Origin of the sequence: Novosphingobium sp. ZW T3_23 (genome assembly GCF_044987305.1) — a bacterium.
In the GTDB taxonomy this organism is placed as follows: Bacteria; Pseudomonadota; Alphaproteobacteria; order Sphingomonadales; family Sphingomonadaceae; genus Novosphingobium.
Genome location: NZ_JBJDRF010000052.1, coordinates 23,473 through 37,548, shown reverse-complemented (window position 1 = coordinate 37,548; position 14,076 = coordinate 23,473). Strand labels below are relative to the sequence as shown.

The 14,076-nt window shown below is 66.5% G+C and carries 13 protein-coding genes; 7 read left to right on the top strand and 6 right to left on the bottom strand.

Translation table 11 applies throughout. The features are described from left to right. Positions 1-88: 88 nt before the first annotated feature. Together ACI3K3_RS20540 and ACI3K3_RS20535 are read left to right on the top strand one after the other, a co-directional pair. On the top strand, positions 89-823 hold the full coding sequence (locus ACI3K3_RS20540) for a response regulator (RefSeq protein ID WP_404917072.1): 735 nt from the start codon (positions 89-91) through the stop codon (positions 821-823). A gap of 13 nt (positions 824-836) precedes the next feature. Continuing rightward, positions 837-2,324, top strand: coding sequence for an ATP-binding protein (locus tag ACI3K3_RS20535; RefSeq protein WP_404917070.1), 1,488 nt, complete (start codon positions 837-839; stop codon positions 2,322-2,324). Between the two features lie 20 nt (positions 2,325-2,344). Here ACI3K3_RS20535 and ACI3K3_RS20530 read toward each other — a convergent pair whose 3' ends face one another. After that, positions 2,345-4,984 (bottom strand): M1 family metallopeptidase, encoded by a 2,640-nt coding sequence (locus ACI3K3_RS20530; RefSeq protein WP_404917068.1) that lies wholly within the window; start codon positions 4,982-4,984, stop codon positions 2,345-2,347. 80 nt (positions 4,985-5,064) lie between these two features. Beyond that, positions 5,065-6,663 carry a helicase HerA-like domain-containing protein gene (locus ACI3K3_RS20525; protein WP_404917066.1) on the bottom strand — a complete coding sequence of 533 codons (1,599 nt, stop codon included), beginning with the start codon at positions 6,661-6,663 and terminating at the stop codon, positions 5,065-5,067. Between the two features lie 104 nt (positions 6,664-6,767). Between ACI3K3_RS20525 and pabB the strand changes: the two genes are divergently transcribed. The 4 genes from pabB to arfB are packed head-to-tail and all read left to right on the top strand — an operon-like array spanning position 6,768 to position 10,822. Further along, the gene (pabB, locus tag ACI3K3_RS20520; protein ID WP_404917077.1) at positions 6,768-8,585 is read left to right on the top strand and encodes an aminodeoxychorismate synthase component I; all 1,818 of its coding nucleotides are present in this window, start codon (positions 6,768-6,770) and stop codon (positions 8,583-8,585) included. Beyond that, positions 8,585-9,754 carry a pyridoxal phosphate-dependent aminotransferase gene (locus ACI3K3_RS20515; protein WP_404917064.1) on the top strand — a complete coding sequence of 390 codons (1,170 nt, stop codon included), beginning with the start codon at positions 8,585-8,587 and terminating at the stop codon, positions 9,752-9,754. Before pabB ends, ACI3K3_RS20515 begins: the two co-directional genes overlap by 1 nt. A 1-nt stretch (position 9,755) precedes the next feature. Continuing rightward, positions 9,756-10,409, top strand: coding sequence for an RluA family pseudouridine synthase (locus tag ACI3K3_RS20510; protein WP_404917062.1), 654 nt, complete (start codon positions 9,756-9,758; stop codon positions 10,407-10,409). Then, a complete protein-coding gene (arfB, locus tag ACI3K3_RS20505) occupies positions 10,406-10,822 on the top strand; it encodes an alternative ribosome rescue aminoacyl-tRNA hydrolase ArfB (RefSeq protein ID WP_404917060.1) in 417 nt (138 codons plus the stop codon). The genes ACI3K3_RS20510 and arfB overlap by 4 nt, the downstream gene beginning before the upstream one ends. A 3-nt stretch (positions 10,823-10,825) precedes the next feature. Here arfB and ACI3K3_RS20500 read toward each other — a convergent pair whose 3' ends face one another. After that, positions 10,826-11,020, bottom strand: a complete 195-nt coding sequence (locus ACI3K3_RS20500) for a hypothetical protein (RefSeq protein WP_404917058.1) — start codon at positions 11,018-11,020, stop codon at positions 10,826-10,828. 293 nt (positions 11,021-11,313) lie between these two features. Here ACI3K3_RS20500 and ACI3K3_RS20495 point away from each other — a divergent pair, with 293 nt between their 5' ends. Beyond that, entirely contained in the window at positions 11,314-11,862 is a 549-nt protein-coding gene (locus ACI3K3_RS20495; RefSeq protein ID WP_404917056.1) for an NADPH-dependent FMN reductase, read from the top strand. A 113-nt stretch (positions 11,863-11,975) separates the two neighbouring features. On the opposite strand, the gene spt is transcribed toward ACI3K3_RS20495, so the two are convergent. The 3 genes from spt to ACI3K3_RS20480 all read right to left on the bottom strand — a co-directional run bounded on the left by spt (position 11,976) and on the right by ACI3K3_RS20480 (position 14,039). Then, positions 11,976-13,211: a serine palmitoyltransferase gene (spt, locus tag ACI3K3_RS20490; RefSeq protein ID WP_404917054.1), complete on the bottom strand. Its 1,236-nt coding sequence runs from the start codon at positions 13,209-13,211 to the stop codon at positions 11,976-11,978. An 11-nt stretch (positions 13,212-13,222) separates the two neighbouring features. Next, positions 13,223-13,462 carry an acyl carrier protein gene (locus tag ACI3K3_RS20485; RefSeq protein ID WP_031341387.1) on the bottom strand — a complete coding sequence of 80 codons (240 nt, stop codon included), beginning with the start codon at positions 13,460-13,462 and terminating at the stop codon, positions 13,223-13,225. Between the two features lie 214 nt (positions 13,463-13,676). Next, entirely contained in the window at positions 13,677-14,039 is a 363-nt protein-coding gene (locus ACI3K3_RS20480) for a response regulator (RefSeq protein WP_147216554.1), read from the bottom strand. Between the last annotated feature and the right edge of the window lie 37 nt (positions 14,040-14,076).

The following is a 14,076-nucleotide window of genomic DNA, read 5'->3' as shown; positions in this document are numbered from 1 at the left end:
CCCCCGCCCCCTCCGCCGCCCTCGGCTCCAGCAGCGCCTACGCCGAAGTGACGGTTCCGCCCCGAAAAACGGCCGGAAAAGGAATGGAATGAACGACATCTCGCCTGCCCGCATTCTGCTGGTCGATGACGAAGCCGCCCTTCGCGAACCCTTGGCCGACTACCTGTCGCGCCAGGGGTTTGCCGTAACGCCGGCAACCAGCGCCGCCGACGCGCGCGGCAAGCTGCGCGACGAGAAGCCCGATCTCGTCCTGCTCGACATCATGATGCCCGGCGAGGACGGCCTTTCGCTCTGCCGGCACCTGGTGGAGGCGCAGGATGTTCCGGTGATCTTCCTCACCGCGCGCGGCGAGGCGACCGACCGCATCGTCGGCCTGGAAATCGGCGCCGACGACTATGTGGTGAAGCCGTTCGAACCGCGCGAACTGGTCGCCCGCATCCGCTCCGTCCTGCGCCGTGCCGCCCGCGTCCCCGCGCAGGCGCCCGAAAACGAGGCTTTCGCTTTCGAAGGCTGGCTGCTCGATCCGCTCAAGCGCCGCCTGTCGGATGCCGAAGGCGCGACCGTGCCGATCTCTTCGGTCGAGTTCCGCCTGCTCATGGCGTTTCTGGAACATCCGCGCCAGGTGCTCAACCGCGATCGCCTGCTGGACATGGTGCAGGGCCGCGAGGCGCATCTGTTCGACCGCGCGGTGGACAACCAGGTCAGCCGCCTGCGCCGCAAGATCGAAGTGGATTCGCGCAATCCCCAACTGATCCAGACGGTCTGGGGCGGCGGCTATATGCTGGCAACGGACGTCCGGCGCGTGCCGCTGGAAGCGGACTGAGCGAGAGCGGTCAATGTCGAACTTGGCCATGCCGGACCTGAAGATGTCGGGCCTGAAGATGCCGCGCCCCCACAGCCTGATGGGCCAGATGCTGCTGGCGGTGGCCGTCGCGCTGATGCTGGTGCAGGGCCTCGGCGCATTCTTCGTCTACCGCGCCCAGCGCGAAGGCTACGAAGCGAGCATGCTCAATGCCTCCGCCTTCCGCCTGATCATGGAAACGCGCGGGCCCCGCGCCCTGTCGCGCCATCGCGACGGCCAGCGCGACGGCCCCCGCGTGCCGCTCTCCGGGCCGCCGCCCAAGGGCTACCACCTCGAATACAGCACCCGTTCGCCCGCTGCCCCCGGTGAAAGCCGCGATGCCGAAGCCGAAGTCGGCCTGGCCAAGATCCTCGCCGACCAGGATTTCCCCGTGCGCGAGATCGTGGTCGTCCACCGCGACGTCGGGCGCGACCGGGTGGCCCGCCGCAATGCCCTCGACCGCGCGGCCAACTATGCCCTCTCGCGGGAAGACACCGAGCGCATGATGCGCTCCAACCTGCTCGTGGTGGGTGTGCGCACTGAAGAGAACGGCAGCTGGATCATCTCGCGGGTGCGCGCGCCGCGTCCCGAAAACGTCCTGCTGACACCGATCCTGGTGCAGACGATCCTGATCTACGTCGTGGTCATGGCGGCCGTCGCCCTGATCCTGCGCCGCATCACGCGGCCCCTCGCGGCGCTGACCCGCCGCCTGGAGCGCTTCGCCGCCACGCAGGACGTCGATGGCCAGCTTCCGCCGTCCGGTCCCGAGGACATGCAGCGCCTGATCGTCGCCCACAATGCCATGGAATCGCGCATCGCCGCCCTGCTCGACGAGAAGAACGTGATGCTGGGCGCCATCGGCCACGATCTCAAGACGCCGCTCGCCGCCCTACGCGTCCGGATCGAGTCCGTCACCGACGATACCGAGCGCGAACGCATGGCAACCACCATCGAGGACATCGTGCATACGCTGGACGACATCCTCTCGCTCGCCCGCGTCGGTCGGCCCAGCGACCCTCTGGAACGCACCGAACTGTCCGCTTTGATGTTCTCGGTAATCGAGGAATACGAGGACATGGGAGAGCCGGTGGAAGTGGGCGACACCGAACGCATGGCGCTGGAATTGCGGCCCACCTGGATCCGCCGCGCCTTGCGCAACCTGATCGGCAATGCCCTGCGCTATGGCGAACGCGCCCGCGTCTCGCTGGCGCGAGAGACCGAACGCGACGGTTCTTCGCGCGCGGTCATCCTGATAGAGGACGATGGCCCAGGCATTCCGGACGATTCCATCGATGCGATGATGAACCCCTTCACGCGCGGTGACCCCTCGCGCAACAGCGCTACCGGCGGTGCCGGACTCGGCCTGGCGCTGGCCCGCGCCATCGCCGACCAGCATGGCGGCGCGCTGGTCTTGTCGAACCGGGTTTCTGCGGAAGGTGTCGTCGAAGGGTTGGACGCAAGGCTGGAACTGCCGCTCAACTGATCGGCGCAGTAGGAACCACCCTACCGCATCTTCGCGAATTCGGCATCGATCTGCGCGCCCAGCATGTCATCGAGCAGCCCGCAATTGCGCACGCGTTCGATGGCGCGATCGAGTTCCAGCGCGCCGGGCGTCCCCGCCAGCCGTGCCTCGAAGTCGCGAGAGATCCGCGCCGCGCGTTCCACCGAGCAGAACCGCCCCAGCATCTGCGGCAGGCGCGTGACCAGGAAAGGGCCGTCGCTGCCATCCAGCAGGACGTCGAGATTCTCCAGGGCCCAATCGTAACCCATGTCCCGCGTCGCGCTGCGGGCCATGATCCCGTCCAGCAGATCGCGACGTTCGCTGTCCCTGAGCCGGGGATCGTCCAGCGCCAGAAGCCAGGCGGCCAGCTTGGGATCGCTGGTGCGCGACGCCGCCGCCAGCGCGGCTGGGCGAAACACCGGGTCTTCCGAAGCCAGCGCCCGGTCCACGAGATCGCGCGCCGCCCCGATCTCCCGCTTGTTCAGGTAGAGATCCAGCGCGTGGTCCAGCCACGCGGGATCGAGAGCCGCCTTGTCGCCTGCCAGGTAGGCCGCCATGGCATCGGCAAGGCGATCGCGCAGTTGTGCCCCCCGCCCGGTGCCCAGCAAAGTGGAGACGACCTGCACCCGCCGCTGCTTGCGCGGCCGCGCGTCATGCGCATAGACGCCGTAGGCCGGATCGAAGCCGAGTTCCTTGAGCAGCGGCGCATAGAGCCTCTCCCGCAGCCGATTGAAGCCAAGGCGCCCCTGGGAGCCGACGAAGCCCTGCATGCGGTACCGGGAAAGCGCCTTGTCGGGCGCGTCGGCGGCGTGCGGGTCGGCGTGTCGGATCAGCTTGCGCGCCAGTTCGGCCATTTCCGAGACATTGCCTCGTCCCGCGCGGATCGAAGCGTCCAGCGAATCGACCAGAGCCAGCGCTTCGCCGCCGGGAAGACCATCGGCCCCGGCGATCAGCTGCCGCCAGTGCACGGCCGTCAATTCGAACCGATAGTAGCCGCTGCCGCCCGCATTGGGGAACACCGGCCCTTCGCCCGGAACGGTGAAGCTCTGGTTCTGCCGGTCCATGATCGCGCATGTGCGCTGCGCGCCGCGCCGGAAGCAGAGCGGTATCGTCCAGCGCGCCTCGGGCGGCGCCACCCCTGCGGTGGTGTAGCGAAGCTGGGTGACGGCGACTTTGTCTCCGCTCTGGCGCAAGGCCAGGAGCGGAACACCCTGCTGCTCCACGAAGCTGCGCATGGCCGGAACCAGCCGGGGATCGCCCGCCACTTCGGCAAGGGCTCCGAAGAAGTCCGCGCTGGTGGCGGTGCCTTGCCGATGCGCGGTGATGTAACGGCGCACACCCTCTCGAAACCGATCCTCGCCCAGCCATTGGGCGACCATGCCGACGACATGCCCGCCTTTGCCGTAAGTGATCGAATCGAAGGCCGAATCGATCCGTTCGCTGGTGTCGATCGGCTGCCGAATCGGCCGCCCGGCCAGCAACCCGTCGGTGTCCATCGCCTGATAGCCTGTGCCCAGCGCGTCCCCGGCGATACCCAGGTCCGGGCGCCACTGCTCGCCCACACGGTAGCCGATCCAATTGGCGAAACTTTCGTTGAGCCAGAGGTCGTCCCACCATTCCGGGGTCACGAGATCGCCGAACCACTGGTGGCCAAGCTCATGCCCGACGATCATGCCGAACTGGCGCTGCTGCTCCACCGGCGCGTTCTCGTCCATGACCAGGATATCGTCGCGGTAGAGATCGGCACCGGGGTTCTCCATGGCGCCGGGCAGGATCGGCGTGGTCACCTGATCGAGCTTGGGAAAGGGAAACCGTTCGCCGAAATAGTCTTCGAGCAGGGCGACGATGCGCTTGCTGCCTTCCAGGGCGAAAGCCAGATTCCCCGCGTTCTGCCCCGTGGAGACGATCCGTAGCGGCAGCGGCTCCGGCCTCTGCGGCGTGGGCGGCACTTCGCCCGAGAGCATGGCGAAAGGCCCCGCCATGATCGCCACCAGATAAGTGGGCAGCGGCGGCCCTGACGCGAAGCGATGGACGGAAAGGCCGTTTTCCATGCTAGGCGCACCGATTTCCGGGCCATTGCTGATTGCAGAAAGACCCGGCGGTGTACGCAAGGTCACGGAGAACGGGGTCTTGAAGCCGGGCTGGTCGAAGCAGGGGAAAGCCGCGCGCGCATCGATCGACTGGAACTGGCTCCAGGCATACCAGGCGCCGTCCACGTTCACCCGGAACAGGCCCGCCGGTCCCTGCGCGAAGGCTGCCGAGTAGTCGAACGAGAGCGTCACCGGTCCTGCCGGAAGCGGCTCGTCGAAACCCAGTTCAGCGAGGCCAAGTGCATCGAGCTGCCGCCAGTGGGCCCCGATGATTCGCGTGCCGATCCGCGCCTCTGCTCGGGTCACGTCGAGGTCTCGGCCGTGGAGATAAATCCGGGACGCCTGCTCCTGCGTCGTCACATCGATCTCGACGTGTCCGGAGAAGCGCGGCTGGCCGGGGTCGAGGGTTATGTCCAGCCTGTACGCCAATGGCTGGACCACGGCATCGAGACGGCCGAACGGCAGGTCCGGTCTATGGTCGGCTATCACGATGCCCTTGGCGCCGGGCTGCGAATCCGTGTCGGCCAGCGCGCTGCCGGAACCCAGCAGCAACGTTGCCAGCAGGACCGCCCCCCCTATTCTCGTAAGGCCGATTCGCAGGAAGCCGATACTTGGGAACTCGACGGGGCAGGTCAGCGCATCAGGCCCCCGATGAGATTGCGCGCAAAGCGGCCGAGGCCCGGAAAGCCGATGGCCTTGCCGAAAGCATCCCCCACCGTACCCGCCGCCGCGCTGGCGGCCGAGGCCTTGGGGTTGGCGCGGCTCTTCTTGCCCTGCACCGACTGGGCCAGGATCGAGCCCACGCTGGCCGCCGCCGCGCCGGCTGCGGCCTTGGCCACCTTGCCGCCGAGACCATCCCACAGGCTGGGGTTCTTGCGCTCCTGCCTGGAAACTTCCTCCCGTCCCTTGTCTGCCACTTCCTGCGCGGTCGCCGCTGCATCGGCGGCCTTGGCGGCGAGCACTTCCTCGGCGCTCTCGCGATTGACCGGGGTGTCGTACTTGCCCTCGCAAGGGCTGATCGACTGCACGATCGCCCGCTCCTTCGGCTCCACCGGACCCAGGCGCGAGCGCGGCGGCGCGATCAGCGTGCGCTGGACCACGGAGGGGGCGCCTTCGTCATCCAGCGTGGACACCAGCGCCTCGCCCACTTTCAGCTCGGTGATCGCGGCTTCGACATCCAGATCGGGATTGATGCGGAAGGTCTCCGCCGCCGCCTTGATGGCCTTCTTGTCACGCGGCGTGAACGCCCGCAGCGCGTGTTGAACCCGGTTGCCGAGCTGCCCGGCGATGTCCTCGGGAATGTCGATCGGGTTCTGGGTGACGAAGTAGACGCCCACCCCCTTCGAGCGGACGAGGCGAACCACCTGCTCTACCTTGTCCTGAAGCGCCTTGGGCGCATCGTCGAACAGCAGGTGCGCCTCGTCGAAGAAGAACACCAGCTTCGGCTTGTCGGGATCGCCTATTTCCGGAAGCACCTCGAACAGCTCGGACAGCAGCCAGAGCAGGAACGTGGCGTAGAGCTTGGGGCTGCGCATCAGCTTGTCGGCCGCCAGCACGTTGATGTAGCCGCGCCCCTTGTCGTCGCTGCGGATGAAATCGACGATTTCCAGCGCCGGCTCGCCGAAGAACTGCGCCGCGCCCTGGCTGTCCAGCGCCAGAACCTGGCGCTGGATCGTGCCGACGCTGGCCTTGGTGACATTGCCGTATTTTCCGGAAAGCGCGGCCGCATTCTCGGCCACATGGGCCAGCATGGCCTGGAGGTCGGGCAGGTCCAGCAGCAGCAGTCCCTGCTCGTCGGCATAGCGGAAGACGATGTTGAGCACGCCTTCCTGCGTGTCGTTGAGGTCCATCAGCCGCGCCAGCAGCAGCGGCCCCATCTCGGAGATGGTGGTGCGGATGGGATGGCCCTGTTCGCCGTAGATGTCCCAGAACACCGCCGGATTGTCGGAATAGCCGTAGTCGGCGATGCCGATTTCCTTGGCGCGCGCTTCCAGGATGGCGGCATTCTTGAACTGCGGGCTTCCGGCCATGGCGATGCCGGAGAGATCGCCTTTCACGTCGGCCAGGAACACCGGCACCCCGGCAGCGGAAAACTGCTCGGCCATGGTCTGGAGCGTCACGGTCTTGCCGGTGCCGGTAGCGCCCGCAATCAGCCCGTGGCGGTTGGCCCGCCCCAGCCGCAACACCTGCCGTTCGCCATTGGCACCGAGTCCCAGGAAAATCTCGTCCATTCACCGCTCCCTTGCACCCATGCAAGGTGATAGAGCCGCCTGTGCGCAAGGGCGAGAGGGATTTTGCCAGAGGCGACGTTCATCGCTACAGGCGCGGCCAGACCATGCCCGAACCCTTCGTTCTCCTTGATGACGCCCGTGGCGATAGCGCTGCGCATGCCCGTATCTACCGGGCGCCGGTGGAGGTGGTCGTGGCGCGCCATGGCCACGAGGTCATCGACGCGCTCGCCCGGATCGAGGCGCTGTCGAACAAAGGCCTCCATCTGGCGGGGTATATGGCTTACGAAGCGGGCCTCACGCTCGAACCCAGACTGGCCGGCCTGGCGCCCCAAGGCGCTGGCGTTCAAGGTCCGCTGGTCTGGTTCGGCGCCTTTTCCAGCCATGAAACGCTCCCTGCCGCCGACGTACCCGGCTGGCTGGCCGATCACGCCCGGCCCGGCCCCGTCGGTATCGGCCCCCTTGAGCCGCAGATCTCCACCGGGGACTACGGCCGCGCCTTTTCCCGGCTCCACGAAGCCATCGCGGCGGGCGACATCTATCAGGCTAACCACACTTTCCCGCTGGCCGGGCCCTGGCATGGCGATCCGCTGGCGCTCTATGCCGCGATCCGCCCGGCGGCGGCGGCGGGCCATGGCGGGGTGATCTGCGATGGATCGCACTGGCTGCTCAGCTTCTCGCCCGAACTGTTCTTTTCGCTGGAAGGCGGGCAAGTGACGGTGCGGCCGATGAAGGGCACCCGCCCCCGCGGCCGGAACGACGCCGAGGACATCGTTCTGCGCGCCGACCTTGCAGAGTCCGTCAAGGATCGCGCCGAAAACCTCATGATCCTGGACCTCATGCGCAACGACCTGTCGCGCGTGGCCGAACCCGGCAGCGTCCGGGCAGAGCATCCCTTCGCCATCGAAAGCTATCCGACCGTACACCAGATGGTGTCGACCGTCCGCGCCGGACTGGCGCCGGGCAAGGGCGCCGTCGATATCCTGCGGGCGCTGTTTCCCTGCGGCTCGATCACCGGCGCCCCGAAAATCCGCGCCATGGAGCTGATCGCCGAAGTGGAACCCTATGCGCGCGGCCCCTATTGCGGCTCGATCGGACGGATCGATCCCACTGGCGATGCGGCCTTCAATGTGGCAATCCGCACTCTGCATCTGCTGCCGGGCGCCACTCGCGACGACAGCAGCAGCGGCCGCGCCATCCTCGGCGTCGGTTCGGCCGTGGTCGCCGATTCACAAGCGCTTCCCGAATGGCGGGAATGCCTGGTCAAAGGGGGTTTCGTGAGAGAGTCGGCAGGGGCATCCTCGCCCGCCAGTTTCGACCTGATCGAGACGATGTGCTTCACGCCCGAAAAGGGCATTCCGCTGCTTGAACTCCATCTTGAGCGGATTCGCGCCAGCGCCGAAGCGCTGGGCTTCAGCTTCGATCGCCACGCCGTGCGCAATGCCATCCAGGCCCTGTGCTTCGATGCCGAGGCCCCCTCGAAGCTGCGCCTGGTCGCCGCGCGCAGCGGTGCCTATTCGCTCGAACTCGCCGAACGGCCCGCTGCGTTTTCCGGCCCCGTCACCGTGGGCGTACTGCCTCTGCCGGTGGACAGCGGCGACTGGCGCCTGCGCCACAAGACCAGCGATCGCGGCTTCTACGAGGCAGGGCTTGCGGCGGCCCAGGCGGCCGGCGCGCAGGAAGCGCTGTTCCTGCGCGATGACGGCCTCGTCACCGAAGGCACTTTCACCAGCCTCTTTCTGGAACGCGGCGACAGGCTGCTAACCCCGCCCGCCGCGCTGGGCCTCCTGCCCGGTGTGCTGCGCCGCTCGCTGATCGAGCAGGGCCGCGCGGAAGAAGCGGAACTGACGCTGGACGATCTTGCGGACGGTTTCCTCATAGGCAATGCCCTGCGCGGGCTGATGCCGGCACGGCTGCTGGCGTGATGCACGTTTCCCCCGCCCTCTCGCGCATCGCCCCATCGGGCACGACCGCGATGACCGATCGCGCCATCGAACTGCGCGAATCCGGCATCGACGTGATCTCGCTCTCGGTGGGCGAGCCGGACTTCGCGACCCCGCCCCATGTCATCGAAGCCGCGAAAGCCGCGCTCGACGCCGGGCAAACCAAGTATACGGCGGTTGGCGGCACCTCGCAGCTCAAGCAGGCTGCCGCGCTGCATTTCCGGCGCGATCTGGGCATCGCGGTTCCGCCCTCGCAAGTGACGGTGAGCGCGGGCGGCAAGCAGGCGATCTTCCATGCCATGCTGGCGACGCTGGGCGAAGGCGACGAAGTGGTCGTGCCCTCGCCCTGGTGGGTCAGCTATCCCGAAATCGTGCGTTTCGCGGGCGGCAAGGTCGTGCCCCTGCTCACCGCCGCGAAGGACAATTTCCGCTTCACGCCAGCCGATCTCGAAGCGCAGATCGGGCCGCGCACGCTCTGGGTGCTGCTCAACAGCCCCGGCAACCCGACCGGCGCCTACTATCCCGAGGACATGCTGCGCGGCATCGGCGAAGTACTGCGCCGCCATCCGCGCGTGATGGTGCTGTCCGACGACATTTACGCGCCGCTCAATTATACGGGCCGTCCCCATGCCACGCTGGCGAACCTCTGCCCGGACCTTGCCGACCGCATCCTGACCGTCTCGGGCGTGTCGAAAAGCCACGCGATGACCGGCTTCCGGATCGGCGTCGCCGCCGGGCCGCAATGGCTGATCAAGGCGATGGAAAAGCTCCAGTCGCATTCCTCGGGCAATCCCTGCTCGATCAGCCAGGCCGCCGCCGTCGCGGCTTTCGAAGGTCCGCAGGACTTCCTGGCCGAATGGCGCGAGCGGTTCCGCCAGCGCCGCGACAAAGTGGTCGCCGCGATCAACGCGATCCCTGGCCTGTCCACGCCGACCCCGGACGGTGCATTCTACTGCATGATCGACGCCGCGCCGCTGATGGAGCGCTTCGGCGGGGATGACGTGAAGCTGGCCCTGCACCTGCTGGAACACGGCGTGGCGCTGGTCCCGGCTTCTGCCTTTGGCGGGCGTGACGGTTTCCGCATCAGTTTCGCCGCGGACGACGCGCGGCTGGAAGAGGCGCTTCGGCGCATAGAGAAAGCATTGACGTAACATGGAACTGGAAATCCTCTTCGAGGACGGCGAAGCGCTGGTCATCGACAAGCCCGGCGGCCTTCCGCTCGATACGCCGCGCGCCGGCGGGCCGAGCCTCGAAGACCGGCTGGACGAACTGAAGCTTGGCTTCCAGCGCCGCCCCGCGCCGGTTCACCGGCTCGACCGCGACACCTCGGGCTGTCTGCTGCTGGCGCGCAACCCCAAGGCACTGAAGCGCTTTTCCGCCGCTTTCGAGGAAAAGCTGGTCCAGAAGCGCTACCTCGGCATCGTTGCCGGCACCTTGACGGAAGAGGAAGGTACGATCGCGCTCAACCTCTCCAAGGTCAGCACCGTCAAGGACGGCTGGCGCATGATTCCGGCGAAGAAGGGCAAGCCCGCCGTCACTCACTGGCGCAAGCTGGACGAGAAGAACGGGTTGACCCTGGTCGAATTCCGCCCCGAAACCGGCCGCACCCACCAGATCCGCGTCCATGCCGCTTCCGGCCTCGGCCTGCCGCTGCTGGGCGATCCGGTCTACGGCTCGAGCAAGGGCGCCCCGCGCACCATGCTCCACGCGGCAGGCATCACCGTACCGCGCGGCGACAAGGAACCGATCGTGGCGGTGGCGCCTATGCCGCGCGATTTCGCCGCGCTCGGCTTCAGCGATGAATGAGCGAAGTTGAGGCCACGATAGACCGCGCCCAGGCACTGGCGAGCGAAAGCTTCATTGCTTCCGCCGGGCCGGGCGGCCAGAACGTCAACAAGGTGGCGACGGCGGTCCAGCTGCGGATCAACGTCTATGCCCTGCGTCTGGCCCCGCCGGTCTTCGCGCGGCTCAAGGAACTGGCAGGAAGCCGCATGACTTCGGGCGGAGAACTGATGTTCACCGCCCGCCGCTTCCGCACCCAGGAAGCCAACCGCTCCGACGCGCGCGAGCGCCTCGCGGAAATGCTGCGCGAGGCGTTCAAGCTGCCGGAAAAGCGCGCCAAGAGCCGGCTCAACCGGGTCGGCAAGGAGCAGCGGCTGAAAGGCAAGAAACTGCGCGGCTCGGTAAAGGCCGGGCGCGGCAAAGTCAGTTTCGACTGAGGTTCACTCGGCCTGCGCCGCTGCTTTCGCAGGCACCGCGGCAGATGCGGTGGGTTCCGGGCGAGCCTCGAACATCTCCGCCGCCTCGGCCAGAGCCTCTGTCTCCCCGGCCGTGACGTCGTCCGGCCCCGGCGATGGATCGGACTGTCCGCAAGCTGCCAGGGACAGGGTTGCGGCGAGAAGGCAGAGTGTTCGCATGTCCGCTTCCTAGCCGATCGGCGTTACCATCTCAAACGATCCGGGCCTGCCTGCGCGATAGAACCGCGTCATCCTGAACTCGTTTCAGGATCCATTTTGCCGAACATCCGACCACTGCTGGTCAGAAATGGATCCTGAACCAAGTTCAGGATGACGGAGCGAGATGGGCGGTTGTCGTTCGGCAAACGCCTGCATGGTCTATCGCTTGCAACCTTGCCGCTTTCCCGGACTTCCCACTGACACCGTTTACGCCGATACCTGGTGTCGGCAGCAAACAGCCAAGAGGAGTCGTCATGTCGAAGATCGTCGTCGTCGTCGGAAGCCTTCGTGCCGAATCGTACAACCTCCAGTTCGCACAAGCGGTTACCCGCTTGCCCGCCGCTTCAGGCCATGATTTCGTCTTCGCGGATATCGGTTCGCTGCCGCTCTACGATCAGGACGACGACGGCGACCAGGCGCAGTCGGTGAAGGAACTCAAGGAACTGATCCGCAGCAGCGACGGCGTGATCTTCGTGACGCCCGAGTACAACCGCTCGATGCCGGGCGTGCTGAAGAACGCCATCGACAATGCCTCGCGCCCCTATGGCGACAGTGCCTGGGCGGGCAAGCCGGCGGGCGTGATCGGCGTCTCCATCGGCGCGATGGGCACCGCGCTCGCCCAGCAGCATTTGCGCAACGTGCTGGCCTACCTGGACATGCCAACTCTCGGCGCGCCGGAAGCCTTCATCCAGTGGAAGGATGGGCTGATCACGTCGGAAGGCACCATCGGCGAGCAGTCGGCCGGGTTCGTCGGCGGTTGGCTTGAGGCGTTCCTTGCGCTGGTGGACCGCCACCAGGATTGAGGAACCGCGTCGTCCCGGACTTTGATCCGGGACCGCTGGCAGTCCTTTAGGCGCCCCGCTCGCGAGCAAGGCGCGGCCAGCGGTCCCGGATCAAGTCCGGGACGACGGAGTGCTTACAGGATCCCGGCCGTCTTGCCGGCGCGGGTGAACATGCCGATGATCTGCTGGACCTGTTCGGCCGAATGTTCGGCGCAGAGCGAGCAGCGCAGCAGGGTCATGTTCGCAGGGGTTGCCGGCGGACGCGCGAGGTTCACGTAGAGGCCCTCGTGCAGCAGCGCCTCCCACATCATCGCGCCGCGTTCGAGATCGGGCATGATGACAGCGATGATCGCGCTCTGCGGTTCGTCGGTGCCGAGCTCGAAGCCGGCATCGGTCAGGCCCTTGTGCAGGGTGCGCGAGCTTTCCCAGAGGTGGGCGCGCTTTTCGGCGGCCGTCATCAGCTTGCGGATCGAGGTCGTGGCGGTAGCGACGACGCTGGGCGGCAGGCTGGCGGTGAAGACGTAGGGACGGCAGACCAGGCGCATGATCTCGAACTTGGGGTGGTTCGAAACGCAGAAGCCGCCGACCGTGCCGACCGACTTGGAGAAGGTACCGATCACGAAGTCCACGTCGTCAAGGCAGCCCTGGTCCTCGGCCACGCCGCGCCCGTTGGGGCCGATGAAGCCCATCGAATGCGCTTCGTCCACCAGCACCATGGCGCCGTACTTCTTGGCGACGGCGATCATCTCCTTGAGCGGGGCGATATCACCCAGCATCGAGTAGACGCCTTCCAGCACCACCAGCTTGCCCGCGCCCTCGGGGATGCGGCGCAGGCGCTTTTCCATCGCCTCGATATCGTTGTGCTTGAAGGGCACGACTTCGGCGTCGCCCATCTTGCAGCCGTCCCAGATGGAAGCGTGGCTGTCGATGTCGAGGACGATGTAGTCGCCCTTGCCGGCGATCGTCGAGATGATGCCCAGGTTGGCCTGGTAGCCGGTGGAGAACACCATGGCATGCTTCATGTCGTAGAAGTCGCATAGCGCTTCCTCGACCGCCTTGTGCCCGGCGTAAGTGCCGTTGAGCACGCGGCTGCCGGTGGTGCCGGCGCCGAAGTCGTCAAGAGCCTGCTTGCCCGCCGCGATCACGTCAGGATCGAAGGTCATGCCCATGTAGTTATAGGTGCCGAGCAGGATCGTCTCGCGGCCGTTGCACAGGGCGACGGTGGGCGAGATCACCTTTTCCATGACGAGGCCGAACGGATCGGTGACGCCGGTGGAAAGCAGATCGCGGCGCATCTCGATCAGGGGATCGAACTTGCTGAACAGGTCGGTGTGAGCCTGCGTTTCGTTTTCGCTGAGCATGTCGGTCATCGCGGTGTCCCTCAGCCCTGAAGCTTGACCACGGCGTCCACGAGCTGGCCGTAGTTCTCGATCTCGGCCTGCTGGTTCATCGAGATGATGATGTCGAATTCGTCCTCGATGGCGGCGACGAAGTCCATGACGGTCAGGCTGTCGAACTCGAGGTCGTCGGTGAAGCGGGTCGCGTCGGTCACGGCCACGCCCTTCTTGTTGAAGGGCTCGATCAGCGCGGCGATGCGGGCCGAGGTCTCTGCGCGGTCCATGGTCATTTCAACTCCGGTCATTTCGGGCGGCGCTCTGGCCGATAATTGCGGCGCAAAAGCGGCGACTGGGCAAACTGTCAAGCTGCCTGTAGCGCAATCCTCCCTCGCGGGGGAGGGGCGGATGACGTTACCGGCACATACTCTTCGGCCCATACTGTCGTCACCCTGAACTCGTTTCAGGGTGACGATGAGGCTGGGGCTGAGGTCTCTTTTCTTACAGAAGCGCGCGGACTGCCTGCATGAACGGCCCGATCGAAACCGGCTTGGCCAGATAGCCCTCGGCCCCGGCCTCGCGGATGCGCTCCTCGTCGCCCTTGCCGGCATAGGCGGTGACGGCGAGCACGGGAATGGTGCGCAGGACGGCGTCCTTCTTGGCCGCCTCGATCAGGTCCAGACCCGAGACGTTGGGAAGCTGGATGTCCATGATGACGAGGTTGGGCACGAACTGCCGCGCGCGCTCCAGCGCGTCGAGGCCGTCGGCCACCGGCTCCACGGCGAAGCCCTGGCTCCTGAGCACATCGCAAAAGAGCTTTCGATTGAGGTCGTTGTCCTCGACAACTAGGATACGCTTTGCCATTCGACGCGGGATCACCATCTAGGTCGGGAACACCCGC

Bases quoted from the DNA above. Each gene is read 5' to 3' on its own strand.
- pabB (WP_404917077.1), top strand. From the start codon at position 6,768: ATGCCCGAACCCTTCGTTCTCCTTGATGACGCCCGTGGCGATAGCGCT.
- ACI3K3_RS20485 (WP_031341387.1), bottom strand. From the start codon at position 13,462: ATGGACCGCGCAGAGACCTCGGCCCGCATCGCCGCGCTGATCGAGCCC.
- ACI3K3_RS20515 (WP_404917064.1), top strand. From the start codon at position 8,585: ATGCACGTTTCCCCCGCCCTCTCGCGCATCGCCCCATCGGGCACGACC.
- arfB (WP_404917060.1), top strand. From the start codon at position 10,406: ATGAGCGAAGTTGAGGCCACGATAGACCGCGCCCAGGCACTGGCGAGC.
- ACI3K3_RS20510 (WP_404917062.1), top strand. From the start codon at position 9,756: ATGGAACTGGAAATCCTCTTCGAGGACGGCGAAGCGCTGGTCATCGAC.
- ACI3K3_RS20540 (WP_404917072.1), top strand. From the start codon at position 89: ATGAACGACATCTCGCCTGCCCGCATTCTGCTGGTCGATGACGAAGCC.
- spt (WP_404917054.1), bottom strand. From the start codon at position 13,211: ATGACCGACATGCTCAGCGAAAACGAAACGCAGGCTCACACCGACCTG.
- ACI3K3_RS20495 (WP_404917056.1), top strand. From the start codon at position 11,314: ATGTCGAAGATCGTCGTCGTCGTCGGAAGCCTTCGTGCCGAATCGTAC.
- ACI3K3_RS20535 (WP_404917070.1), top strand. From the start codon at position 837: ATGTCGAACTTGGCCATGCCGGACCTGAAGATGTCGGGCCTGAAGATG.
- ACI3K3_RS20480 (WP_147216554.1), bottom strand. From the start codon at position 14,039: ATGGCAAAGCGTATCCTAGTTGTCGAGGACAACGACCTCAATCGAAAG.
- ACI3K3_RS20525 (WP_404917066.1), bottom strand. From the start codon at position 6,663: ATGGACGAGATTTTCCTGGGACTCGGTGCCAATGGCGAACGGCAGGTG.
- ACI3K3_RS20500 (WP_404917058.1), bottom strand. From the start codon at position 11,020: ATGCGAACACTCTGCCTTCTCGCCGCAACCCTGTCCCTGGCAGCTTGC.